Annotated in this window: 22 protein-coding genes and 1 tRNA gene; 8 read left to right on the top strand and 15 right to left on the bottom strand. The window is 71.0% G+C overall.

All coding sequences use genetic code 11. From position 1 onward, the window contains the following. Window positions 1-4 precede the first annotated feature (4 nt). Window positions 5-1,780: a glycoside hydrolase family 3 protein gene (locus tag AC0NZQ_RS11445; protein WP_474529956.1), complete on the top strand. Its 1,776-nt coding sequence runs from the start codon at window positions 5-7 to the stop codon at window positions 1,778-1,780. A 69-nt stretch (window positions 1,781-1,849) separates the two neighbouring features. Here AC0NZQ_RS11445 and AC0NZQ_RS11440 read toward each other — a convergent pair whose 3' ends face one another. Together AC0NZQ_RS11440 and AC0NZQ_RS11435 are read right to left on the bottom strand one after the other, a co-directional pair. Then, on the bottom strand, window positions 1,850-3,508 hold the full coding sequence (locus AC0NZQ_RS11440; RefSeq protein ID WP_474529955.1) for an acetolactate synthase large subunit: 1,659 nt from the start codon (window positions 3,506-3,508) through the stop codon (window positions 1,850-1,852). A 268-nt stretch (window positions 3,509-3,776) separates the two neighbouring features. Then, on the bottom strand, window positions 3,777-4,754 hold the full coding sequence (locus tag AC0NZQ_RS11435) for a pirin family protein (protein ID WP_474529954.1): 978 nt from the start codon (window positions 4,752-4,754) through the stop codon (window positions 3,777-3,779). A 105-nt stretch (window positions 4,755-4,859) separates the two neighbouring features. On the opposite strand from AC0NZQ_RS11435, the gene AC0NZQ_RS11430 reads away from it, so the two are divergent. Then, complete coding sequence (locus tag AC0NZQ_RS11430; protein ID WP_474529953.1) at window positions 4,860-5,264, top strand: nitroreductase family deazaflavin-dependent oxidoreductase; 405 nt, start codon at window positions 4,860-4,862, stop codon at window positions 5,262-5,264. Between the two features lie 24 nt (window positions 5,265-5,288). Here AC0NZQ_RS11430 and AC0NZQ_RS11425 read toward each other — a convergent pair whose 3' ends face one another. Beyond that, window positions 5,289-5,648, bottom strand: a complete 360-nt coding sequence (locus AC0NZQ_RS11425) for a GntR family transcriptional regulator (protein ID WP_474531376.1) — start codon at window positions 5,646-5,648, stop codon at window positions 5,289-5,291. A 19-nt stretch (window positions 5,649-5,667) separates the two neighbouring features. Between AC0NZQ_RS11425 and AC0NZQ_RS11420 the strand changes: the two genes are divergently transcribed. Further along, window positions 5,668-5,841 (top strand): DUF5302 family protein, encoded by a 174-nt coding sequence (locus AC0NZQ_RS11420; protein ID WP_474529952.1) that lies wholly within the window; start codon window positions 5,668-5,670, stop codon window positions 5,839-5,841. 190 nt (window positions 5,842-6,031) lie between these two features. On the opposite strand, the gene AC0NZQ_RS11415 is transcribed toward AC0NZQ_RS11420, so the two are convergent. Continuing rightward, window positions 6,032-6,104, bottom strand: a tRNA-Leu gene (locus AC0NZQ_RS11415). Window positions 6,105-6,141: 37 nt separating this feature from the next. On the opposite strand from AC0NZQ_RS11415, the gene AC0NZQ_RS11410 reads away from it, so the two are divergent. Then, window positions 6,142-6,525, top strand: coding sequence for an acyl-CoA thioesterase (locus AC0NZQ_RS11410; protein ID WP_474529951.1), 384 nt, complete (start codon window positions 6,142-6,144; stop codon window positions 6,523-6,525). Here AC0NZQ_RS11410 and AC0NZQ_RS11405 read toward each other — a convergent pair. Further along, window positions 6,519-7,496 carry an NAD(P)H-dependent flavin oxidoreductase gene (locus AC0NZQ_RS11405; protein WP_474529950.1) on the bottom strand — a complete coding sequence of 326 codons (978 nt, stop codon included), beginning with the start codon at window positions 7,494-7,496 and terminating at the stop codon, window positions 6,519-6,521. The genes AC0NZQ_RS11410 and AC0NZQ_RS11405 overlap by 7 nt on opposite strands. Window positions 7,497-7,529: 33 nt before the next feature. After that, on the bottom strand, window positions 7,530-8,333 hold the full coding sequence (locus AC0NZQ_RS11400; protein WP_474529949.1) for a uracil-DNA glycosylase: 804 nt from the start codon (window positions 8,331-8,333) through the stop codon (window positions 7,530-7,532). A gap of 76 nt (window positions 8,334-8,409) precedes the next feature. Between AC0NZQ_RS11400 and AC0NZQ_RS11395 the strand changes: the two genes are divergently transcribed. Then, a complete protein-coding gene (locus AC0NZQ_RS11395; RefSeq protein ID WP_474529948.1) occupies window positions 8,410-8,745 on the top strand; it encodes a DUF4235 domain-containing protein in 336 nt (111 codons plus the stop codon). Here AC0NZQ_RS11395 and AC0NZQ_RS11390 read toward each other — a convergent pair whose 3' ends face one another. From AC0NZQ_RS11390 to mfd, 9 genes are all read right to left on the bottom strand, one after another. Continuing rightward, a complete protein-coding gene (locus tag AC0NZQ_RS11390; protein ID WP_474529947.1) occupies window positions 8,746-9,663 on the bottom strand; it encodes a Ppx/GppA phosphatase family protein in 918 nt (305 codons plus the stop codon). Then, on the bottom strand, window positions 9,660-10,181 hold the full coding sequence (locus AC0NZQ_RS11385; protein WP_474529946.1) for a DUF501 domain-containing protein: 522 nt from the start codon (window positions 10,179-10,181) through the stop codon (window positions 9,660-9,662). The genes AC0NZQ_RS11390 and AC0NZQ_RS11385 overlap by 4 nt, the downstream gene beginning before the upstream one ends. Then, the gene (locus AC0NZQ_RS11380; protein WP_474529945.1) at window positions 10,178-10,582 is read right to left on the bottom strand and encodes a septum formation initiator family protein; all 405 of its coding nucleotides are present in this window, start codon (window positions 10,580-10,582) and stop codon (window positions 10,178-10,180) included. The genes AC0NZQ_RS11385 and AC0NZQ_RS11380 overlap by 4 nt, the downstream gene beginning before the upstream one ends. A 2-nt stretch (window positions 10,583-10,584) precedes the next feature. Further along, a complete protein-coding gene (gene eno, locus AC0NZQ_RS11375) occupies window positions 10,585-11,883 on the bottom strand; it encodes a phosphopyruvate hydratase (RefSeq protein WP_474529944.1) in 1,299 nt (432 codons plus the stop codon). Window positions 11,884-12,004: 121 nt separating this feature from the next. After that, on the bottom strand, window positions 12,005-13,363 hold the full coding sequence (locus AC0NZQ_RS11370; protein ID WP_474529943.1) for a GGDEF domain-containing protein: 1,359 nt from the start codon (window positions 13,361-13,363) through the stop codon (window positions 12,005-12,007). Between the two features lie 1,300 nt (window positions 13,364-14,663). Next, window positions 14,664-15,953 (bottom strand): MFS transporter, encoded by a 1,290-nt coding sequence (locus tag AC0NZQ_RS11365; RefSeq protein ID WP_474529942.1) that lies wholly within the window; start codon window positions 15,951-15,953, stop codon window positions 14,664-14,666. A gap of 232 nt (window positions 15,954-16,185) precedes the next feature. Continuing rightward, window positions 16,186-16,896 carry a nucleoside triphosphate pyrophosphohydrolase gene (locus AC0NZQ_RS11360; RefSeq protein WP_474529941.1) on the bottom strand — a complete coding sequence of 237 codons (711 nt, stop codon included), beginning with the start codon at window positions 16,894-16,896 and terminating at the stop codon, window positions 16,186-16,188. Beyond that, window positions 16,880-17,509: a hypothetical protein gene (locus tag AC0NZQ_RS11355; protein WP_474529940.1), complete on the bottom strand. Its 630-nt coding sequence runs from the start codon at window positions 17,507-17,509 to the stop codon at window positions 16,880-16,882. The genes AC0NZQ_RS11360 and AC0NZQ_RS11355 overlap by 17 nt, the downstream gene beginning before the upstream one ends. A gap of 27 nt (window positions 17,510-17,536) precedes the next feature. Continuing rightward, the gene (gene mfd, locus AC0NZQ_RS11350) at window positions 17,537-21,157 is read right to left on the bottom strand and encodes a transcription-repair coupling factor (RefSeq protein ID WP_474529939.1); all 3,621 of its coding nucleotides are present in this window, start codon (window positions 21,155-21,157) and stop codon (window positions 17,537-17,539) included. A gap of 327 nt (window positions 21,158-21,484) precedes the next feature. Here mfd and AC0NZQ_RS11345 point away from each other — a divergent pair, with 327 nt between their 5' ends. From AC0NZQ_RS11345 to AC0NZQ_RS11335, 3 genes are read left to right on the top strand one after another with little or no spacing between them, the layout of a single operon-like run. After that, window positions 21,485-22,252, top strand: a complete 768-nt coding sequence (locus AC0NZQ_RS11345; protein WP_474529938.1) for a hypothetical protein — start codon at window positions 21,485-21,487, stop codon at window positions 22,250-22,252. Window positions 22,253-22,256: 4 nt separating this feature from the next. Beyond that, window positions 22,257-22,397 (top strand): hypothetical protein, encoded by a 141-nt coding sequence (locus AC0NZQ_RS11340; protein WP_474529937.1) that lies wholly within the window; start codon window positions 22,257-22,259, stop codon window positions 22,395-22,397. Next, a complete protein-coding gene (locus tag AC0NZQ_RS11335) occupies window positions 22,394-22,777 on the top strand; it encodes a hypothetical protein (RefSeq protein ID WP_474529936.1) in 384 nt (127 codons plus the stop codon). Before AC0NZQ_RS11340 ends, AC0NZQ_RS11335 begins: the two co-directional genes overlap by 4 nt. Window positions 22,778-22,873: the final 96 nt, after the last annotated feature.

Below are 22,873 nucleotides of genomic sequence, written 5' to 3'. Positions count from 1 at the left end.
CGCCATGACCACCCGACGACGACTGCTCGTGCTCGTCACGGCCCTGCTCGCGACGCTGGGTCTCGCCCTGCCCGCCACGGCTGTGCCCACCGGCGCGCGGCCCCACCATGCCGACCGCGTCGCGGACCTGCTGCGGTCGATGACGTTGGAGGAGAAGGTCGGCCAGCTCTTCGTCACCTACGCCTACGGGACGACGGCCGACACGACCGACCCGGCGGCGGTCGCGCAGAACCGGCAGCTCTACGGCGTCGACAACGGCGCCCAGCTGGTGAGCAAGTACCACCTCGGCGGCGTCATCTACTTCACCTGGGCCAACACCCTCACCGACCCCACCACGATCGCGACGCTCTCCAACGGGCTGCAGCAGGCGGCGGCGACCTCGGGGGCGAGGATCCCGCTGCTGACGACCATCGACCAGGAGGGTGGCCGCGTCGCCCGTATCGGCGCGCCGGTGGCCGTATCGCCCGGCAACATGGCGCTGGGGGCGAGCTTCGACCCGCGCCTGGCCTTCGACGCCTACCGCGCCAACGCGCAGCAGCTGCGAGCCCTCGGCATCAACGTCGACGACGCGCCTGTGGTCGACACCAACACCAACCCCGCCAACGCTGCGGACGGGTCCCGCGCCTTCGGTGACACCGCGCTGCAGACCTCGGCCTTCGGCGCGGCGGCGGTACGTGGCCTGCAGTCGCAGCGTGTCGCTGCCGTCGCCAAGCACTTTCCCGGCTTGGGCAGCACCGAGGTGAACACCGACTTCGGTGAGGCCGTCAGCGACCAGAGCAGGCGCGACTTCGAGCGCTACGACCTGCCCGCCTTCCGCGCGGCGATCGCGGCGGGCACCGACCAGATCATGGCCGCGCACATCGTGGCGCCCGCTCTCGACCCGTCCGGCGCCCCGGCGAGTCTCTCCGAGCCGATGGTCACCGGCATCCTGCGCGACAAGCTGCACTACGACGGGCTCGTCGTCACCGATGCCCTCGACGCGCAGGCGCTGCAGAACTACACGGTGCCGCAGCGCGTCCTGCTGGCGCTGAAGGCCGGGGTGGACCAGCTGCTTATGCCGCCGCAGTTCGACACCGCCTACACCGCGGTCCTGGACGCCGTCCGCTCCGGCGACATCTCCCTGGCCCGCATCGATCAGTCCGTCCGCCGGGTGCTCACGGCCAAGCAGAAGCTGGGACTCTTCGACGGCGCGCAGGTCGATGCCGCGAAGGCTGCCGGCGCGGTCGGGACCCCGGCACAGAACCGCGCCATGGACACCGCTGCCGCGCGGGGCATGACGCTGTACCGCAACGACGGCACGTTGCCGCTGGCGCCGAACTCGGGCAAGAAGGTGCTGGTCACCGGGTACGGCGTCACGACCGGCGCCACCCTCACCAAGGCGATCGCCGCCAAGGGCGTGCAGGCGACCAACGTGTACACGGGTTCCGCACCCAGCGACGCCGCCATCGCCACCGCCGTCGCCGCGGCGAAGCAGAACGACTACGCCGTGGTGATCAGCAACGACGCCTGGGGCGACCCGCAGCAGCGCAAGCTGGCAGCAGCCATCCGGGCGACGGGCACCCCCACCATCGTCCTGGCCGTGGGGGCGCCCTACGAGCTGGGCTACGACCCGTCGACTCCGGTCTTCATGGCGTCCTTCGGCTATCAGGCGACCTCGCTGCGCGCCGCCGCGGACGTCCTCTTCGGGGCGAGGCCCACCGGCCGCTCCCCGATCACGATCCGCACCCCCGACGGCTCGTCCGTCGTGGCGCGGCTCGGCTACCGCCTCCCCTCCTCCTGACCGGTTTTGGCGCCGTGACTTGGGATACCAAGTCACGGCGCCAAAACCGGCGGGGTCAGACAGGCGGGGTCAGCCCTGGGTCTCGTCCAGCTCGCCGAGGGACTCGATGAGGTCCAGGTTGGCGGTGTAGTCGACGGGGCAGGCGATGACCGAGACGGTGTCGTCGGCGAGGGCGGTCCGCAGCGTCGGCAGCAGCTCGTCGGCGGCACCGATGCGATACCCCTTCGCGCCGAAGCTCTCGGCGTAGGCGACGAAGTCCGGGTTGGTGAAGGTCGTGTCGACGTTCTTGCCGATCTCCAGGTCCATCTTCCAGCTGATGAGGCCGTAGGCGTCGTCCACCCAGATCAGGACGACCATCGGGATCCGCAGCCGCAGCGCGGTCTCGATCTCTTGGGAGTTCATGAGGAACGCGCCGTCGCCGGTGGCGACGAGGACCTTCGCCTCCGGCCGCGCGATCTTGGCGCCGATCGCTCCCGGCACGGTCCAGGCCATGGTCGACAAGCCGTTGCTGATCAGGCAGGTGTTCGGCTCGTAGGTCGGGTAGAGCCGGGCCATCCACATCTTCAGCGCACCGGTGTCGACCAGGACGATGTCGTCCCGATCGAGAGCGGCGCGAGTATCGGCCACGACGCGGGCCGGCGCGAGCGGGAAGCGGTCGTCGGCCTGCCCTCGCTCCAGCTCGGCGGTGAGCAGGCTGCGGATGCGCTCGTTGGACGACCCGTAGCTCACCTCGCCGACCTCCTCGGCCAGGGCGTCCAGGCTGCGGCTGATGTCCGACACCAACCCCACCGAGACGTCGTAGTGGGCGTCCACCTCGGCGGCGAAGCGGTGCACGTGGATGATCGACTTGTCACCGCGAGGGTTGATCCGGACCGGATCGAACTCCTGCAGCTCGTAGCCGACCGCGACGATGACGTCGGCGGAGTCGAAGCCGAAGTTGACGTAGTCGTGGCGCATGAAGCCCACGGCGCCGAGCGCCAGCGGGTGTCCGTCGTCGAAGACGCCCTTGCCGTGAAAGGTGGTCGCGACCGGGACACCGAGGGCTTCGGCGAAGCGTCGCAACGCCGGTCCGGCCTCGGCACGGGCGGCACCGTGCCCGGCGAGGACGACCGGGTTCTTGGCCGACCGCAGGATCGCCGCCGCGCGCTCGAGCTGGGCCGCCGACGGCTCCTCCGGACGCGGGACGTTCACCGGCAGCGGCACCCGTCCCGCCGGGGCCGGTGCCTCCTCGACGTCCTCGGGGACGGCGAGGTAGACCGATCCCGGACGCTCGGTCTGGGCCAGCTTGAAGGCCTTACGCACCATCTCGGGCACCGCTCCGGGCGTCGCCACGAGCTCCGACCACTTCGTCACCGGCGCAAACATCGACACCAGGTCGACGCCCTGGTGCGACTCCTTGTAGCTGCGGTTGTTGCCGACCTGCGCCGAGATCGCCAGCACCGGCGTGGAGTTGGTGGTGGCGTCCGCCACGCCGAGCAGCAGGTTGATCGCACCCGGCCCGAGCGTCGCCGAGCAGACCCCGGCCTTGCCGGTGAGGCGGCCGTAGGTCTCGGCCATGAACGAGGCACCTTGCTCGTGCCGCGTGAGCACGTACTCGATCGTCGAGCGGGACAGCGCCTCGACCAGGCGGATGTTCTCCTCGCCCGGGATGCCGAAGACGTGGGTGACGCCCTCGTTCTCCAGACATTCGACGATCAGGTCGGCGGCGCTGCGTTCAGGCGTGGTCACACCCGCAACGCTAGTGCCGCGGCCGGGGCGTGAACGGTGACCCGCACCGCACCTCCCCGAACGCCGAGTGGTCGATATCCGCACCTCCCCGAACGCCGAGTGGTCGATATCCGCACCGAGTGGTCGCCGCTGAGGCGACCACTCGGGTTCGGAATCGACCACTCGACGCGGGCGGGAGGGCTGGGACGGGACGGGACGGGATGGGACGGGAGGGACGGGACGGGACGGGACGGGATGGGACGGGATGGGACGGGACGCGCGGGCGTCGTCAGCGACCCTGCGGAACGTGAGGCATGATCGCGTCCGGCGGGATCACGCCGAGGCGTCCCTTCTGGTAGTCCTCGATCGCCTGCTGCAGCTCCTCGCGGGTGTTCATGACGAACGGCCCGTACTGGACCATCGGCTCCTTGATCGGCTCGCCGCCGAGCAGGATCACCTCCAGCGAGGAGGTGCGGCTGTCCTGGGTGGCGTCGGCGGCCAGCGTGATGCGGTCGCCCTTGCCGAAGACGACCAGGTTCCCGGCGTGCACCTCGTGACCCTCGGTGCCGGCGGTCCCGGAGCCGGCGTAGACGTAGGCGAGCCCGTTGTACGTCGGCTGCCACGGCAGGGACAGCTGCGCCCCGGCCGAGATCGACGCATGCAACAGCGTGATGGGCGTGTGGGTCGAGCCGGGCCCGACGTGACCGTCCACCTCGCCTGCAATGACGCGCAGCAGCGAACCACCGTCCTCGCTGGCGAGCAGGAGCAGGTCCGAGGCCTCGACTGGCTGGTAGGCCGGCGTCGTGAACTTCTCGGCGGCAGGAAGGTTGACCCAGAGCTGGAAGCCGTTGAAGAGCCCGCCGTCCTCAACGAGCTTCTCCGGTGGCGTCTCGATGTGCAGCAGGCCGGCGCCGGCGGTCATCCACTGCGTCGAGCCCTCGCGGATGACACCGCCCCCGCCGTGGGTGTCCTGGTGCACGAACTCGCCGTCGATGAGATAGGTGACAGTCTCGAAGCCGCGGTGCGGGTGCCAGTTGGTACCCCTGGGCTCGCCGGCGGCGTAGTCCACCTCGCCCATGTGATCCATCATGATGAACGGGTCGAGGAAGCGGTGGTTGATGCCGGCCATGGTCCGGCGGACGGGGAATCCCTCGCCCTCGTAGCCCGTGGGTCCGGTCGAGACGGCGAGCACGGGACGCTCGGTGTCGCCCAGCCCGGCCTTCTTCACCCGCGGCAGCACCAACGTGTCTGCAGTGACGGCAACCATCAGCCTCTCCTCTCGAAGTAGTTGCAACTGCAACTGCTTCGGCAACGGTATCGCCGGGCAGGCTATTCCGTGACTCCAGATCCGAGACGAGCGAGGACGGCGACGATGCTTTTCGGCAAGGAACACGTCGAGCGGTACGAGGCGACGGACGGCGAGGAGGGCTACCACTGGGAGAAGGGGACGACGATCCTGCTGCTGCACACCACCGGCCGGAAGTCCGGCAAGGACTACACCCACCCGCTCATCTACCGGGACTGGGACGACAGCTACCTCATCGTCGCCTCCAAGGGCGGCGCCCCCGAGCCGCCCGACTGGTTCAAGAACATCGAGCAGGACCCGAACGTGACGGTCCAGATCAAGGGCGAGAGGTTCGCCGCCCACGCGCGGACCGCCACACCGGAGGAGCGCCCCGCCATGTGGGATCACATGGCCGAGGTCTGGCCCGACTACAACGACTACGCGACCAAGACCGATCGGGAGATCCCGGTCGTCGTCCTCGAACGCAGCTGACGCGAGTCCGGGACGCAACCGTCGTCAGCGCTGCCGCAGGGCAGCCGTGACGATGGCGAGCGCCTCCGGCTCAGCTACGCCCAGTTCGCGCGCGCGGGCGGCGTACTCCTCGGCCGCGCGGAGCACCTCGTCGCGGCTGCGATCTCCCCGGGCACCGACGAAGCTGCCGGCTCGGCCTCGGGTCTCGATGAGGCCCGAGGCCTCCAGCTCCCGGTAGGCCCGGGCGACCGTGTTGACGGCCAAGCCCAGCTCCCCGGCCAGGCCCCGGACGGTGGGGAGCTTGACCCCGGCGGCGAGACGGCCGTCGGAGACCTGCGACGCAATGCCGGCGCGCAACTGCTCGTAGGGCGGCACGGCCGAATCCGGGTCGATGACGACGTCCATGACGTGCGAGGGTAGGGGCATGGCTGAATCCGACGGCGCAGACAAGCAGGTCAAGGACGCGTTCAGGGCGGCACTCGAGCGCAAGAAGAACCGCTCCCACCCTCACGAGGACGCGTCGCAGTCCGGCGGGAAGGCCGGCGACGCCCACGGTGCGGCCGGCGGCAAGCGCGTTCATCGGCGCAAGAGCGGCTGACCGCCCTCCTCGGCTCCTCCTGCCCGTGATCGGCGCTCCGCACCTCAACGCAGATCGTCGCCTCGGAAGACACGAGCAAGCTCGGTCCCCGCTCGGCTCCCCCTGCCCGTGATCGGCGCTCCGCACCTCAACGCAGATCGTCGCCTCGGAAGACACGAGCAAGCTCGGTCTTCGCTCGGCTCCTCCTGCGTACCCCCGGTCGGACTCGAACCGACACTTCGACCCTTTTAAGGGGTCTGCCTCTGCCATTGGGCTACGGGGGTGTGAAGGTTCATTGTGCCCGCCCGGCAGGATCACCCCATGACCACGACCGTCACCTGGAGCGCGCCGGTCCGCTACGCCGAGACCGACCAGCAGGGCGTCGCCTTCAACGCCCACTACCTGCTCTGGTGCGACGAGGCGATGGGGGCCTTCTGCGCGGGACGGGGGCTGCAGGCGTTCGTGGAGCTGATCCGGCTCAAGACCTCGACCCTCACCTGGCACGCACCCGCGACCTGGGGTGACGTGGTGGAGGTGACGGCGACGTGCGGCCGGGTCGGACGGAGCAGCTTCACCATGACCTTCGACATCCGCACCGCCGAAGGCGACTGCTGCAGCGTCGAGACCGTCTACGTCCTGGCCGACGCCGAGGGCGCGCCACAGCCCATCAGCGAGACCGACCGAGGGGTGCTACTCGGTCACTGAGTCAGCAGCTGCCGGTTCTCGCGACCGTCCCAGATCGGGGTCGCCAACGCCTCGTCGTACTGCTCGCGCAGCTGCGTCACCAGCTCGGCCACGGACAACCGGCGGTCGATCGCGCCGATCCCCTGCCCCGACCCCCAGATGTCGCGCCAGGCCTTGGCCTGACCGCCGCCCTCCTCGCCGCCAGTGCCGAAACTCATCTTGGACGGGTCCGACTGCGGCAGATCGTCAGGGTCCAGCCCGGCGGCGGTGATGCTGCCACGGAGGTAGTTGCCGTGCACGCCGGTGAAGAGGTTGCTGTAGACGATGTCCGACGCCGCCGAGTCGACGATCATCTGCTTGTACTCGTCGGTGTTGTTGGCCTCGTGCGTGGCAAGGAAGGCGCTGCCGATGTAGGCCAGATCAGCCCCCGCCACCTGCGCGGCCAGCACGGAGCGACCGTGCGCCATCGAGCCTGAGAGCAGCAGCGGCCCGTCGAACCACTGCCGGATCTCGCGGATCAGCGCAAAAGGCGAGGTGGTGCCGGCGTGGCCACCGGCGCCGGCCGCGACCGCGATGAGACCGTCGGCGCCCTTCTCGATCGCCTTGTGCGCGAAGCGGTCGTTGATGACGTCGTGCAGGACGATGCCGCCGTAGGAGTGCACGGCCTCGTTGACGTCCTCGCGCGCGCCCAATGACGTGATGACGATGGGCACCTTGTGCTCGACGCACTTGGCCAGGTCGTGCTCGAGGCGGTCGTTGGACCTGTGCACGATCTGGTTCACCGCGAATGGGGCGTGGCCCGCCGTCCGTTCGCTGATCTCGGCCAGCCAGTCCTCGAGCTTCTCGGCCGGACGGGCGTTGAGGGCCGGGAAGGCACCGACGATGCCGGCCTGGCACTGCGCCACGACGAGCTCCGGCCCGGAGACGATGAACAACGGCGCCGCGACGGCCGGCAGGGTCAAGGGGCCACGGAGGATCTCGGGCAACGACATACCTCGGACGCTAGGTAACTGACAGTAAAACTGTCAACGTGATCTGCCACCGCCGCCGGACAGCCCGGCGAGTTCGGCGGCGCGCCCGAGGACGGCGTCCAGCATCGGTTCGGTGAGACGGCCGGTGAAGGTGTTCTGCTGGCTGACGTGGTAGCAGCCGAGCACCGTCCGTCCCTCGACCTCGGCCTCAGCACCGTGCGCGAAGGCAGGCGGCCGGGACACCTCGATGCCCGCCGCACGCAGCGTGGGGAAGAGCGTGGTCCAGCCGAAGCCGCCGAGCACGACGACCACCCGCAGCCGCGGCCACAGCAGTTCGAGTTCGCGGAGCAGCCACGGCCGGCAGGTGTCGCGCTCGGAGGTCGTCGGCTTGTTCGCCGGCGGAGCGCAGCGGACCGGCGCGGCGATGCGGGTACCGACCAGCTGCAGCCCGTCGTCGGCGGCGACCGAGGTCGGCTGCGTGGCCAGCCCGACCCGGTACAGCGAGGCATAGAGCCAGTCACCGCTGCGATCGCCGGTGAACATGCGCCCGGTGCGATTGGCGCCGTGGGCCGCGGGCGCCAGTCCCACGATGAGCACGCGGGGGTCGGCGTCGCCGAAGCTCGGGACGGGCCGCCCCCAGTACGTCTCGTCGGCGAAGGCACGCCGCTTGGTGCGAGCGACGTCCTCGCGCCACTCGACCAGTCGCGGGCACGCCCGGCAGACGGAGGAGCGGGCCGAGACGACCTCAGGCGTGCGGCTCGACACGGCGAGCCGCGCGACATCGTCCGGACCGGTCGCCACGGGGGTACGGACCGTGGCCGGATCGCCCGGCCAGCCCGATCCCGGACGCACGCTCATGGCCACAGCCTGGCAGGCCCGTCCCGGGTAAGGTCCACCGGACGGGCCCGAGCGGGCGCGCGGCGAGGAGTGGATCATGGGTGTGGGCGCGAAGATCACGATGAAGCTGATCACGGTGTCGATCAGCGTGCCGACCACGATGGTCACCAAGAAGCTCATCGAGAAGGCGTGGCTCACCGCGCGCCCCGACGACCCGCCTCGCCGCGCGAAGGACGCCGATGTCTCGTGGGCCGACGCCCTCACCTGGGGTGCGATGTCCGCGGCCGGCCTCGTCCTCGCCGACCTCATCACCCGCCGCGGCTCGGAGGGCGTCTATCGCGCGCTGACCGGGAACGAGCCGCCGGCCAGCGCGTCGAAGTCGCCCAAGAAGCTCAAGGAGAACGAGACGCAGCAGCGGATCGCCAGTCGCTGATCAGACCCCGGCGGCGAGGTCGAGGGCGATGCCGTCGAGGATGTCGTGCTCGCTCACGACCACCTCGTCGGCCCCGGTCGCCTCGACCAGCGTGCGCAGCACCAGCGCGCCGGCGGCGATGACGTCCACCCGCCCCGGATGCATGACCGGAAGCGCGGCGCGGTCGGCGCGCCCCATCGACACCAGCGTGGCGGTGACGTCGAGGACCTGCTGCCGGCTCAGCCGGGAGCCGTCGATGACGGCCGAGTCGTAGGCCGGGAGGTCCAGCGCGATGGCCGCCACAGTGGTGACGGTGCCGGCGACACCGACGAGCGGTGCCCCGGCCAGCGGCACGTCTGCCGCCGCCAGCGCGGCCCGGACGTCGGCCACGACAGCCGCGACCTGGGACGCACTCGGCGGGTCCCGGTGCAGGTGACGTTCGGTGAGCCGGACGCAGCCCACCTGCATGGAGTGGGCAGCCAGCCCGACCGACGTGGCGCGGACGAGCTCGGTCGAGCCGCCGCCGATGTCGGCCACGACCGGTCCCTCGGCGGCAACCTCCGGATCGAGGACGCTCATCGCCCCGGTGTAGGAGAGCCGCGCCTCCTCCTCGCCGGTGACGACGTCCGGCGCCACTCCCAGCACGGCGCGGACCATCGCGGCGAAGTCGTCCCGGTTGGTGGCGTCGCGGGTCGCGCTCGTGGCGACCATGCGGACCGCCTCGGCACCGTGACGCCCGATCAGCTCGGCATACCGGGTCAGCGCGAGCCGGGTACGTTCGATCGCCTCCTCGGCGAGCACTCCGATCCGGTCCACGCCCTGCCCGAGCCGGACCACCTCGAGCTCGCGGACGACATCGGTGAGCCGCCCGGCCGCGACGTCGGCGACCAGGAGCCGGATCGAGTTCGTCCCGCAGTCGATCGCGGCGACGCGCGTCATGCCTCGGGATCGGGCGCCGGACGGACGCAGGGACCGGCGGCCCACCACTCGGGCAGCTGAGCCAGCGCCTCGTCGCCGAGCGGGTTCACGCCCTCCCCCGCGGCGAGGGCATGACCGACCAGCACATGCAGGCACTTCACCCGGTTCGGCATGCCGCCGGCGCTCACCCCGGCGATCTCGTCGACGTGACCGATCTCCTCGCGCCGGGCGAGGTAGGCCTCGTGCGCCCGCGCGTACGCTGCCGCGAGGTCGTCGTCGGCCCGCAGCCGCTCGGTCATCTCGCGCATGAGGCCACTGGCCTCGAGCGTCCCGATCGCCGAGGCGGCCTTGGGGCAGGTGAGGTAGTACAGCGTCGGGAACGGTGTGCCGTCGGGAAGCCGGGGCGAGGTCTCGACGACGTCGGGCTGGCCGCAGGGGCAGCGGTGCGCGACGGCGCGGATCGCGCGGGGCTCACGACCGAGCTGTCGCGCCACGACCGCCCGGTCGGCCGGATCGAGCTCGGGCTCTGGCGCGCTCATCGCCCGGCGGCGCGGACGCTGTTCATCAGACGGCTGTTCCACGAGGGTCCGTCGACCGCGTCGCCTGACGGCAGCGCCCGGGTGGTCTCGATCTCGCTGCGCGCGCCCTTGTCCACGACGACGTAGACGGTGTCGCCCGGCATCGCGTACTGCAACCGGTCGCGGGCCTGCCGCTGGATGAAGCCTGGGTCGCCGTAGCGCGCAAGCTCGTCGCGTAGCTGCGCCAGCTGACGCCGGTCGTCGGCCAGCTGCGAGGCGGCGTTGCCGACGTCGGTACGGCTGGCCAGGAAGCGATGCACCGGAGAGGCGAGGACCACGACGAGCAGGACCACCAGCGCACCGAGCCCCAGCGCCCGTCCGGTGAGGACGGGGCGGGGGCGACGCGGCGAGGGGACGGCCATGATCAGCTCGCGCCGCCGAACGCGCTCGGCTCGTAACGCGGGAAGGCCCCGGCGCCGGCATAGCGTGCGGCATCGTCCAGCTCGTCCTCGATGCGCAGCAGCTGGTTGTACTTGGCGACGCGCTCGCTGCGCGCCGGGGCGCCGGTCTTGATCTGACCGCAGTTGGTGGCGACGGCGAGGTCGGCGATGGTGGTGTCCTCGGTCTCGCCGGAGCGGTGGCTCATCATGCAGCGGTACCCGTGGCGGTGGGCCAGGTCGACGGCGTCCAGCGTCTCGGTCAGCGTGCCGATCTGGTTCACCTTCACGAGCAGCGCGTTGGCGGCACCCTCGGCGATGCCCCGACGCAGCCGCTCGGGGTTGGTGACGAAGAGGTCGTCACCGACCAGCTGCACCTTGTCGTCCAGCTGGCCGGTCAGGTCGATCCAGCCGGTCCAGTCCTGCTCGTCGAGCGGGTCCTCGATCGAGACGATCGGGTAGCTGTCGACGAGATCGACGTAGTAGGCGATCATCTCGTCCGCGCTCTTGGCCGCGCCTTCGAACTGGTAGCTGCCGTCGCTGTGGAATTCGGTGGCGGCGACATCGAGCGCGAGCGCGATGTCGACACCGGGGGTGAGGCCGGTGGCGGTGACGGCCTCGACGATGAGGTCCAGCGCGGCGCGGTTCGACTCCAGGTCCGGGGCGAAGCCGCCCTCGTCCCCGAGGCCGGTGCTCAGGCCCTTGGCCTTCAGCACGGACTTCAGCGAGTGGTACACCTCCGCGCCCTGACGCAGCGCATCGGCGAAGGTGCCGGCGCCGATGGGGGCGATCATGAACTCCTGGACGTCGACGTTGGAGTCCGCGTGGGCGCCGCCGTTGAGGATGTTCATCATCGGCACCGGCAGCAGGAAGGCGTTGGGGCCACCGACGTAGCGGAACAGCGGCAGCCCGGCCGACGCCGCGGCCGCCCGCGCCACAGCCAGCGAGACACCGAGCAGCGCGTTCGCGCCCAGCCGGCTCTTGTCCGGGGTGCCGTCGAGGTCACGCATCGCCTGGTCGAGCAGTCGCTGGTCAGCCGCGTCGAGACCGAGGATCTCGGGCGCGATGGTGTCCATGACGCCGGCCACGGCGGTGGTCACGCCCTTGCCGTTGTAGCGGTCCCCGCCGTCACGCAGCTCGACCGCCTCGAAGGCACCGGTGGAGGCCCCGCTCGGGACTGCCGCACGCGACAGCGTGCCGTCGTCGAGTGCGATCTCGACCTCGACAGTGGGGTTGCCGCGCGAGTCGAGGATCTCGCGGGCTCCGACGGCCTCGATGCTGGCCACTGGGGCACTCCTTCATGGGGTTGCAGGTCAGGGCAGACCGGGCCCGCGCAACCGCGGCACCCTTGAGGCAGACCCTAACGTCACCGCCCCCTCCGGCCGTGGTGCCCCGCCGGAGGCCGCGTCAGCCGACCAGGCTCGGGGGCCGTTCGTCACCGCGGCTGGCCAACTGCACCTGATTGCGGCCGTTGTTCTTGGCGCGGTACAGCGCTTGGTCCGCAGCGTGCAGCAGGTCTGCCAGCTCCACGACCTCGGAGCGCCGCACCACAACCCCGACCGAGACCGAGAGGCGCTCGTCCCCACTGCCGTCGACGCCCGCGACATCGGGGACGAAATCGGCGACACGCATCGCGAAGATGCGCAGTCGGATCCGCTCGGCGATGACGAGCGCCTCGTGCTCGCCGGCGTCGGGCAGGACGGCGACGAATTCCTCGCCGCCGAAGCGGCCCATGCCGTCGTACTCCCGGACGCATTCGCCGAGGACGCGAGCCACCCCGGCAAGGACCTTGTCACCGGCGAGGTGGCCGTAACGGTCGTTGACGCCCTTGAACCGGTCGATGTCGATGATGAGAACCGAGAGCGACTGCTTCTCCCGCATGGCGCGGGCGACTTCCCGTTGCGCCAGCTGCTCCCAGGCGACGGCGTTGAGCAGGCCGGTCTTGGAGTCGGTGATCGCCGCCGTCTCCAGCTGGCGCACCACCGAGCCGCGCTGCAGGGCCAGCATCGGGGCGAGCACGAAGATGGCCGACCAGGGCTCGAACGCCACGGCCGCCGCGACGAGGCCGCCGAGACACAGCGTCGCCAGCTCGACGACGTTGTCGTCCCGGCTGCCCATCAGGTCGCGCAGCCGCATGCCGAGAGCGAGGCCCCCGATGGTGACCAGCGACCGGTTGACGAGGGTGTAGCCGACCGTGGCCGCGAGGATCGCCGCGGCTCGCCCCAGCCCCACCGGTGCCTCGAGCAGCGCGTGCGACACCACGTCGAAGAGAACGCTCGCCGAGACGCAGCCAATGATGGCCGTCGCGGAGTTGAAGAGCTTGATGTGCAGGACCTCGCCGGCGGGTCGCTGCTGGCGGAACCAGACGTACCCCATGACGAGGGCGATGAGCGGAGCACCCTCGGCCGGCGGCAGAGCGACGGCCGCAGCCACGCACCAGACCGACGTCATGTCGCGCTTGATGCCTGTCGTCAGCCGCAGCTTCAGTCGCGCCGGTCGGCGCGCCGCCTCTTCGAAGACCAGCGCCAGGACGGCCAGCAGGACGAGGACCAGACACGACCGGGGGGCGCTCGTCGAGGCACCGCTGCCGTCATGCAGCATCCCCGACAGCGAGACACCTCCGGCCAGCGCCAGCAACCCGAGGACCACGCACGCGCAGCCCGCGGCACCGATGAGGACGAGGTAGACGACGGCACGCTTGGGCGCGGACGCGAGATTGCGCGTCCGCGCCGGCCCGGCCACCGGCCGGCTTCGCTGCGTCGTCAATGAAGGCCCCGTCGCTACGGCGACCTCGGGCCGCCATTTCGAAGATGATATCCACGAGAGCGCCCAGATTCGCAGGTCGCGGCAAAGATTGTGCAAATCCTCGGCACGCACAGGCGCCTCGATGATGCCAGTATGTCCGATCTGTACGGTTACCACGGGTCCGACACGGCCTGTACGGGAAGCGCATCGCCATCACTGGCGTGGACTACACCTCTGTCTCACGCCCGGTTGACATGTCACTGCGAGCGTCGGCGGCAATGCGCGATTGCCTTATGACGAGGATTTCATGGGTCGCTCCCCACACTGGTGACACGGTGCGAAGCAGCAGGCACGGATCGCCGGATCCGACGCGGCCGTCACGCAGCGCACAACACCGACTTCACCTCACGAGCGCAGACGAGGAGGTCCGACGTGACGAACAGCTGGGGCCTCTGAGCCTTCAACGACGCAGACACGCATGGCCACATCGACTCGAAGGGACCGTCCGATGACGAACAGCTGGGGCCTCTGAGCCGCACCGCTCCACCGCGGGAACCGATGCTGGTTCCAGGCAGTGGCGGACTCGCCACGAACTCATCACCACCCGATCGGCAGGTTGGCGCCACACCGGTGCCGGGCCGCCGAGAACCGACGTGAAGGGACAGTCGTCATGACGAACAGCTGGGGCCTGTAAGCAGTTGCGTCGCACGACCCGTACCGCCGCCAGAGCCGCCGCGGCGTCGCTCGCGGCCCTCACTGGCCAAGCCTGATGTGAGCGGTCACTGCCGCCCATCGGCGCCCCGGCCGCGGGGACGAGCCGCGGAACAGGGCCGAAGCCGACGCTCGGTGTGCGCACCGGGGCCGGCCGCCACCGTGCCCAGGTTGGTAGCGACGAGAACGCAACGTCGATCACCCCCACCCGGATGTGCGCGTGCGTGAGGCAAGCAGCACGGGTCAGGTGCAGCGCGTGCTCACGCGGCTACGCAGCGTGACGGCACGCTCCTTCGACAGGGCCGTCGGCCAGGTAGACGAACGTCGACCCGAAGTCGTGAAAATTCCCAGTCACGCGACGCTCCTCACGGCACACACGAAGCTTATGCTGGCTGCGTAGTCGGCTGTCACTGCCAGTGATGTGCAGCCAACGTCGTTATCGACAATTCTTGTATTCGCGTGGCGACGACATGGCGACCTTCAGCAATTCGCTGTCACGGTTCGTTGCGGCGTAGTCACACCTATTCGCGTCTATTTCATGGTGCGCAACCGGGCGCGAAGACCACGGCGATTTCGTGGCCGAGCGCACGGAGCCGTGTAGGAGAGGTCGTCAGCTGCGGGGCGCCGCGCCGCTCGGCGACGACTCGAGGGCACTCTGCGCCGTCAGGGACCTGCGAACCAGGGTCCCGAGGACCACGCCGATGGCGCCGGCGGCAGCAACGGCCGGTAACGCCCCGATCAGCTGCGCCATGGCACCGAAGAGCACGACGCCAACACCCTGTGCTCCGGTGAGGCCGGCGCCGACGACACCCACCAGCTTTGCTCGTGACGTCTCCGGCAGGCTGGCGACGAGTCCGCTCGTCACCTCGATCTGATACGCGGTGAAGAGGCCCGAGACGGCCCAGAGCGCCGCGATCGCCCACCAGACCGGTGTCAGCGCGGAGACGACCAGTGGCAGCCCGGCGACCGCGGCCATCGCCCAGGAGACCGGCCGACGACGTGCCGGCGGGATGAGTCGCGCCAGCACGATGGCGCCGACCACGCCTCCGAACGGGATGGCGGCGAGGAGCAGCCCGGTCTGCCAGGACGCTGCGCCGATCTCGTCGCCGATGGGCACCGCGAGGCCCTCAGGCACGATGAAGAACCCGGCGAGCAGCGTCATCGCGAGAGGAAAGCGCAGGTCCCGCCGGCTCCAGAGCACGCGCCGCGCGTCGCGACCGGGCGGGTCTGCGGTATCGCTGCGGCCGTCAGGAAGGGACATCGGCACTGCATCCGAGACGGAGACGGGTGCGCCCGCCGCGGTGGAGGGTCGGGCCTGCAGCGGGAGGAGGCAGCCGATGAGGACCGCCGACAGTGCGAACGTCAGCCCGTTGGCCAGCAGCGCGCCGCGGGGTGACAGCACGGCGATCAGGACACCGCCGACGGCGAATCCGACGACCTGAGCCACCTGGCTCGTGGCCAACCGCAGGGCCGCCGCGACCCGGAACGGCTCGGCGTCGAGGGCCACCGACAGCCGGCTGACCTCCGCCGCGGTGAAGAGCGGACCGACGGCCACGGCCAGCACGACCAGGACGAGCAGCACCGGCAACGGCAGGCCCGGCACCGCCATCGCACAGAAGAGGACGGCGCGGATCACGTCGGCGAGCACCATCGCGGCGCGGTGCGAGAGGCGGTCGCCGACCCCTGCGACGAGCAGACCGCCCGCGATCGCGGGCAGGAAGGTCGCCGCGTAGGTGACAGCGGTGGTGGCGATGCTCCCGGTCGCCCGGAACACGAGCACGGAGAGGGCAACCCGGCCGAGCTGGTCGCCGAGGATGGACTGCGACTCCGCCGCGTAGAGCACGGCGAACTGGCGGTGGCGGAGCACGTCCGCGAAGCCGCTCCGCGCCACCGTGGTCATGATCGACACCGTAGGGGGCTGCGTGTGAGCTGCTCGTTGCGCTGGCTCGAGATCACCGCATCGCAGACCGTCCACATCAGCCTCGACGCCCAACGCTGCGGAGCTGACCGGGGCACCCCACGTCAGTGTCCGGTCACGTATTGTGTTTCTTGATCACTTACGGTTATGCTCGAGACGCCTCGGCCGGTAGTTCCCCCCGTACTCCCGGCCGAGGCTTCGTCATCTCCGGGCTTCATCTCGGGGCGGCCGCTTCGGCGGTACGGAGATCGTCCCGCAGCCTGCGGATGCGGCGGCGCAGCGCCGTCTCCGGGTCGACGCCGGCCGCGACAGCCTCCGAGACCAGCCCCAGCAGCCGGTCGCCGAACTCGCTCTCTTGATCCGCGGCGTCGGCGCCAGCCTCGGCGGCGCGAGCCGGCGTGACGGTGACCGGCAGCCCCGCACGAGCGGCGCGGGAGAGCAGCTTCGCCGCGAGCGCCAGGGCCGGCTGCGCCACCGGCACGCCGTCGAGCACCGAGGTACGTCCCTTCTCGGCGATCTTCCGCTGCTCCCACGTCTCGTTGAGGTCGTCGGCGGTGCCGGCTTCGCCCGATTCCGGGTCGAACACATGGGGGTGGCGGCGCACCAGCTTGGACACCAGGTCGCCGGCGACCTCGTCGATGCCGAAGCCGTCGGGACGGTCCTGCGCGACGCGCGCGTGGAAGAGGACCTGCAGCAGCAGATCGCCAAGCTCCTCGCGCAGCAGGACGGGATCGTCGGTCTCGATCGCCTCGAGCACCTCGTAGCACTCCTCGACCAGGTACTTGGCCAGCGAGGCGTGCGTCTGCTCGGCGTCCCAGGCGCAGCCGCCGGGTGAGCGCAGCCGATCCATGACGCGGACAGCGTCCGCCAGCGGCGACGCACCGGGAACCGAGTCGAGGCCGGTCACCTCAGCGGGCCGGGGCACCGCTCGCCGCATCGCCGCTGCTCGACAGCGACGAGTTCAACTTCAAGAACGCCGGCGCTCCGGCGCCGACGCCGCTGTCGAAGGCACGGGTCGAGGAGTCCCATGTGCCGTACCGCGGGTTGACCGACACCGAGAAGGGGGTCTTGGCCACCGCGGACTGCACGTCCACCCCCTGCTGGGAGGCGCCCTGCAGGTACTGCGAGTAGACGACACGGCGCAGCAGCAGGTTGTCGAAGCTGGTCGAGTAGCCCTTGATGCCCGCCCCGGTGACGACGGCCTCGACCGACTTGCCACCGAGCGAGGCGGACCTGAGCCGGGCCAGCACCGCCGCGCTCGGCGCACCGCCGGGGAGGCGGTTGGCGACCTTGCGCAGCAGCGCCTCGGTGATCAGCGTCTCGACCACGAAGGACCGCGGCGGCACCGAGCTCGAGGCACCGGTCTCGTCCTGCCTGCTGATGGGCTGCGCGGCGGGGGTGAGGTAGTCGCTGATGTCGGATTCGCTGTAGCGCTTGCCCTCGACGGTGGCGGCGTATCCCACGTTGCTGCGGCACGCGGTCAGCGTGGTGGCAGCGACGACGGCAACAGCGGCGGCAGCGACGATCCGAGCTCTCACGGCGTCCAGAATGTCATGCGTCCGACCTCACGCGGGCACCGGAGTGGCCGGCGCGCCCGCCAGCGTCTCCAGCACCTGGCCGCACCACCGCAGCAACGGGACGTCACGCAGCGCCTCGCCACCGAACTTCGTCTCGGCGAAGCTGCCGTCCGGCTTGAGCACGCCCTTGGGGCGAGGGATCGAGACCGTCGAGACCGTCTGCTTGTACTGCGCGCGGTCGTAGGTGCGCTGCAGGCGCAGCTGCATCGACTCGGGCAGCTCCAACGGCGAGAACCGGACGGTGCCACCCTGGCCGCCGCCCTGCAGCGAGACCTCGGTGATCCCGTAGCGGCGGCAGAGCACCTTGAACCGGGCGACGGCGAGGAGATTCTCCACCGCGGGCGGGATCGGGCCGTATCGGTCCAGCAGCTCGGCGCGCACGGCGTCGACGGCCTCGTCGCTGGTGGCGGACGCCAGCGCCCGGTAAGCCTCCAGACGCAGCCGCTCGCCGGGCAGGTAGTCGACCGGCAGGTTGGCATCGACCGGCAGGTCGACCTTCACCTCGTGCTGCTCCTCGGCCGACTCGCCGCGGTAGTCCGCGACCGCCTCCCCCACCAGCCTGACGTAGAGGTCGAAGCCGACTCCGGCGATGTGCCCGGACTGCTCACCGCCCAGCAGGTTGCCCGACCCGCGGATCTCGAGGTCCTTCATGGCGACGGCCATGCCCGCCCCCATCTCGGTGTGCTGGGCGATGGTGGCCAGTCGGTCGTAGGCGGTCTCGGTGAGCGGCTTCTCCGGCGGATAGGTGAAGTAGGCGTAGCCACGTTCGCGCCCCCGTCCGACGCGGCCCCGCAGCTGGTGCAGCTGCGACAGTCCGAAGGCGTCGGCACGGTCGACGATGAGCGTGTTGGCGTTCGGGATGTCCAACCCCGACTCCACGATCGTCGTCGCCACCAGGACGTCGAAGCGCTTCTCCCAGAAGCCGACCATGATCTCCTCGAGCTGGCCCTCCCCCATCTGGCCGTGCGCGACGGCGATCCGCGCCTCCGGGACCAGCTCGTGCAGCGTCGAGGCGGCACGGTTGATCGACTCGACCCGGTTGTGGACGTAGAAGACCTGCCCCTCACGCAGCAGCTCGCGCCGGACGGCCGCCGCAACCTGGCGCCGGTCGTAGGCGCCGACGAAGGTGAGGATCGGGTGCCGCTCCTCGGGCGGGGTGAGGATCGTCGTCATCTCGCGGATGCCGGTGAGCGACATCTCCAGCGTGCGCGGGATCGGCGTCGCCGACATCGTCAGCACGTCGACGGCGGTGCGCAGGCCCTTGAGGTACTCCTTGTGCTCGACCCCGAAGCGCTGCTCCTCGTCGACGATGACCAGGCCGAGGTCCTTGAACCGGACGGTCTGCTGCAGCAGCCGGTGGGTGCCGATGACGATGTCGATGGAGCCGTCGACGATCCCGGCACCGACGGCCTCGACCTCTGCCGGAGGTGTGAACCGGGACAGCTCCTTGATGGTCACCGGGAACTGCGCCATCCGCTCGGCGAAGGTCTGCAGGTGCTGGTGCGCCAGCAGCGTCGTCGGGACCAGCACCGCGACCTGCTTGCCGTCCTGGACGGCCTTGAAGGCGGCGCGGACGGCGACCTCGGTCTTGCCGTAGCCGACGTCGCCGCAGATGACGCGGTCCATCGGCAGGGGCTTCTCCATGTCCGCCTTGACCTCGTCGATGGCGGCGAGCTGGTCGGGGGTCTCCACGTAGGCGAAGGCGTCCTCGAGCTCACGTTGCCAGGGCGTGTCCGGTCCGAAGGCGTGCCCCTTCGTCGCCATCCGCGCGCTGTAGAGCCGGATCAGCTCGGCGGCGATCTCCTTGACCGCCTTGCGGGCGCGGCCCTTGGTCTTGGCCCAGTCGGCGCCGCCGAGGCGGGACAGCGACGGCGACTCGCCGCCGACGTACTTCGTGACCTGGTCCAGCGCGTCGGTCGGGACGAAGAGCCGGTCGCCCGGCTGCCCCTTCTTGGACGCGGCGTACTCGATGATCAGGTATTCGCGCTCGCCGCCGTTGACGGTGCGACGGACCATCTCGACGTACCTACCGACGCCGTGCGTCTCGTGGACGACGAAGTCGCCGGCCTTGAGCTGGATGGGGTCGATGGTGTTGCGGCGCCGCGACGGCATGCGGCTGGTGTCCTTGGTCAGCGAGCCGCGCTGACCGGTGAGGTCCGCCTCGGTGAGGAAGGCGACGTGCAGCGCCGGCGAGACCAGACCACCGAGCAGGCGTCCGGTCGTCACCTCCACCACACCCGGCTCCCCGGTGGGGTCCGGGGCCAGCCGGGCCGGGACCTCGGCCGCGCCGAGACGTTCCACAGCTCGGGTGGCCGAACCGTGGCCGTCGAAGACCAGCGTCACCCGCCAGCCGTCGCGGGCCCACTGCCGCAGGTCGGCCAGCGCCGCCTCGGTGTCGCCGCGGTAGGACGGCGCGGGCTCGAAGCTGCTGGCCGTGACTGCGCCGCCGCCCCCGGTCGCCACCGCTTCGTCAGTGTCGGCGTCGGCGTCGGTGCCGGGCTCGGCGGTGAGCGCGCTAAGCCCCCACCAGGACAGTCCGAGCTCCGCAGCGGCCTCCCGCGCCTCGTCCAGGTCGCGCAGCGACGCGGCGCCGAGGTCCACCGGCGCCTTGCCCCCGCCGGCGGCCGCGGCCCAGGAGGCGTCGAGGAACTCCTGCGAGGTGCGGACGAGGTCAGCGGCGCGGGTGCGGACGCGCTCGGGGTCGCAGAGGACGACGCGGGTGTCGGCCGGGAGCTCGTCCAGGACGAGGCCGAGACGGTCGACCAGCACCGGGGCGAGGGACTCCATGCCCTCGACGGCCTCGCCCTGGCTGATCGGGTCGAGCAGCTCGCCGAGCTGCGGATGCTCGACGAGCAGCGCCTTGGCACGGTCTCGCACGTCGTCGGTGAGCAGCAGCTCCCGGCACGGCGCGGCCCACAGGCCATGGTCGGCCACCTCGAGCGATCGCTGGTCGGCGACCTTGAAGTAACGGACCTCCTCCACCTCGTCGCCCCAGAACTCCACGCGCAGCGGGTGCTCCTCGGTCGGCGGGAAGACGTCGAGGATGCCACCGCGGACGGCGAAGTCGCCGCGGCGCTCGACGAGCTCGCTGCGGGTGTAGCCGGCCTTGACCAGCGCCGTGACGACATCGGTGAGATCGAGGCCCGAGTCCCCTGCGTGCAGCTCGACCGGGACGAGCTCCCCCAGACCGGGCACCTGCGGCTGCAGCAGCGCCCGGACCGGAGCGACGACGACCGACAGCGGCCCCGCGGTCGGGTCCTCGGCCGAGGGATGCGCCAGCCGACGCAGGACGGCGAGCCGCTGCCCGACGGTGTCGGCCCGCGGCGAGAGCCGCTCGTGCGGCAGCGTCTCCCAGCCGGGGTACAGCGCGACGCGATCCGGCGGCAGCAGGCATCGCAGCGTCTCGGCCAGGTCGTGCGCCTCCCGCTCCCCCGCGGCGACGGCGAAGACCAGCGGCCCGGCAGCGGCTGCCGTGGCGAGCGCGAACGGCTGCGTGGCCGACGGCCCGGTCAACAGCAGGTCGGAACCGGTCTCGGCCGAGGCGACCTCGCGGGCGGCAGAGAGGGCAGGGTCGCCCGCCGCAGCGGCGAGCAGTCCGGAGAGGGACACGACGGGCCTTTCGACACAGACTGGGGACATCCGAGCAGCACGAGTGACCCCTTTTCCGCAGGCGGGAGGGGTCGAGATCGACTGTACGCGGACGGTCCGACACCGCCGTGCCGCCGCTGCGCGGCGCAGTCCGCCGGGGGACGGACTTCCGTCCCGGCCGTCCTCGCCGAATTGGGTCTGCGGCTTTTGTGGGCTACGGTTGTCACACGTCGGCCTCACACCTGTGACGCCGACCAGCAACGCAAATCGGGGGATTTCGCGGTGTCGTCGGGGGCGATGTCGCGGCGCCTGCCGTGGCCGATGCCCTCGGCCGCCGCAGCTGTCGTCGTGGCGCTAATGGTTGTCGTGGGTGGTGGTGCCGCCCTGCTGACGGCATGGACGACCGCTGCGCACGCCGCCCCCTACCCGCCCACCGGGCCCTGCGTCGTCGTGGCCACCGTGCGCGACCCCGCCAGCGGCACCTCGACCCCACCGACGGCCGGTCCCGCTGCCCACCCGTCCAGCACCCCGGACGCCGGCGGCTCACCCACGCCGGCCGAGACCGTCCTCTACGACGTCACCGGCAGCGGGCTCGGATCCCGGCAACCGGTCCGGGTCGTCGCGACCGACACCGGCCGCACGCTGGCCACGACCCGCACCGACGACGGCGGGGGGTTCCGCGCCGTCGTGGTGGCCGACCGCCGGGACGTGGCCCCGGCGCTGCAGGCCAGCTCGCCGACGCGGACGTGCAGTTCCCGTCCGCCACGGCCACCGTCGACGCCGGCGTCAGCGTCCGCGAGCCGCCCGGACGACGGCGGCGTGCGCCCCACCGCACCCGGCGGCGGGACGGGCAACGCCGGCACGGGCGGCCCCGGTGGCAGCTCCCCCACCGGTGCCGGCGAACGGGGCTCGATCGAGCCGGGAACGGCCACGGCCACCGACGGACCCACCGCCTCGACCCCGTCGGCCACCGGGCGTTCCCCGCAGCCCGCCCCACGCGCCGAGCCAGGGCCCATCTCGCAGCTGCCCTTCGGGATCGGGCTCGGCATCGCTGCGGCGCTGCTGGTCCTCGGCACGCTCGCCGTCCTGCTTCTTACCCGCCGGCCGGAGCGATGAACTCATGATCATCCTCTCCGGCGGCAACGACCTCACCCGATGTGAGACTCGGGTATTAAGTCCGGTCGACCGCACCACCAGTCACAGATACGATGCGAACGTCAATCTGACGCGCGCCAAGATTTCGGGGGAAAGTGCGCCGTGAACAACCGTGCCTTCAGTCGTGTCCTCACGACCTTCATCACTCTGATCGCAGCCCTCTCGCTGCTGGTCATCGGCAGCTCGGCCGCCTCGGCCGCGCCGTACCCGCCCAAGGACAACTGCTCCACCTCGCCGAGCGTGCCCGGCAGCGGCGGCGGCAGCCTCGGCGTGGGTGGCCAGTCCGACCCGTCCGGTCAGTCCGGCAGCGGCTGCGACCGCGGCACCAACGACCGTCGTGACAACCGCACGCCGAGCACCGAGCGCAACGAGACGCAGACGGCCAACACCGGCTTCGCTGCGCTCACCGCGTCGCTCATCGCCGCCGCGCTGCTGGTCGGTGGTGGCGCCCTGCTCGTCGCCGGCCGCCGTCGCCGTCACAGCTGAGCTGAAGACCCGCCGGCGGTCCGCGGACCGATCCGCCGACACCTTCAGACGACACCTTCGGACGGTGCGGCGCGCCGTCCGAAGGTGTCGAGGCAG

This window comes from Jatrophihabitans sp. sgz311053, from assembly GCF_056135305.1.
The sequence above is the reverse complement of the archived record's forward strand: the minus strand, read 5'-3'. Positions and strand labels throughout refer to the sequence as shown.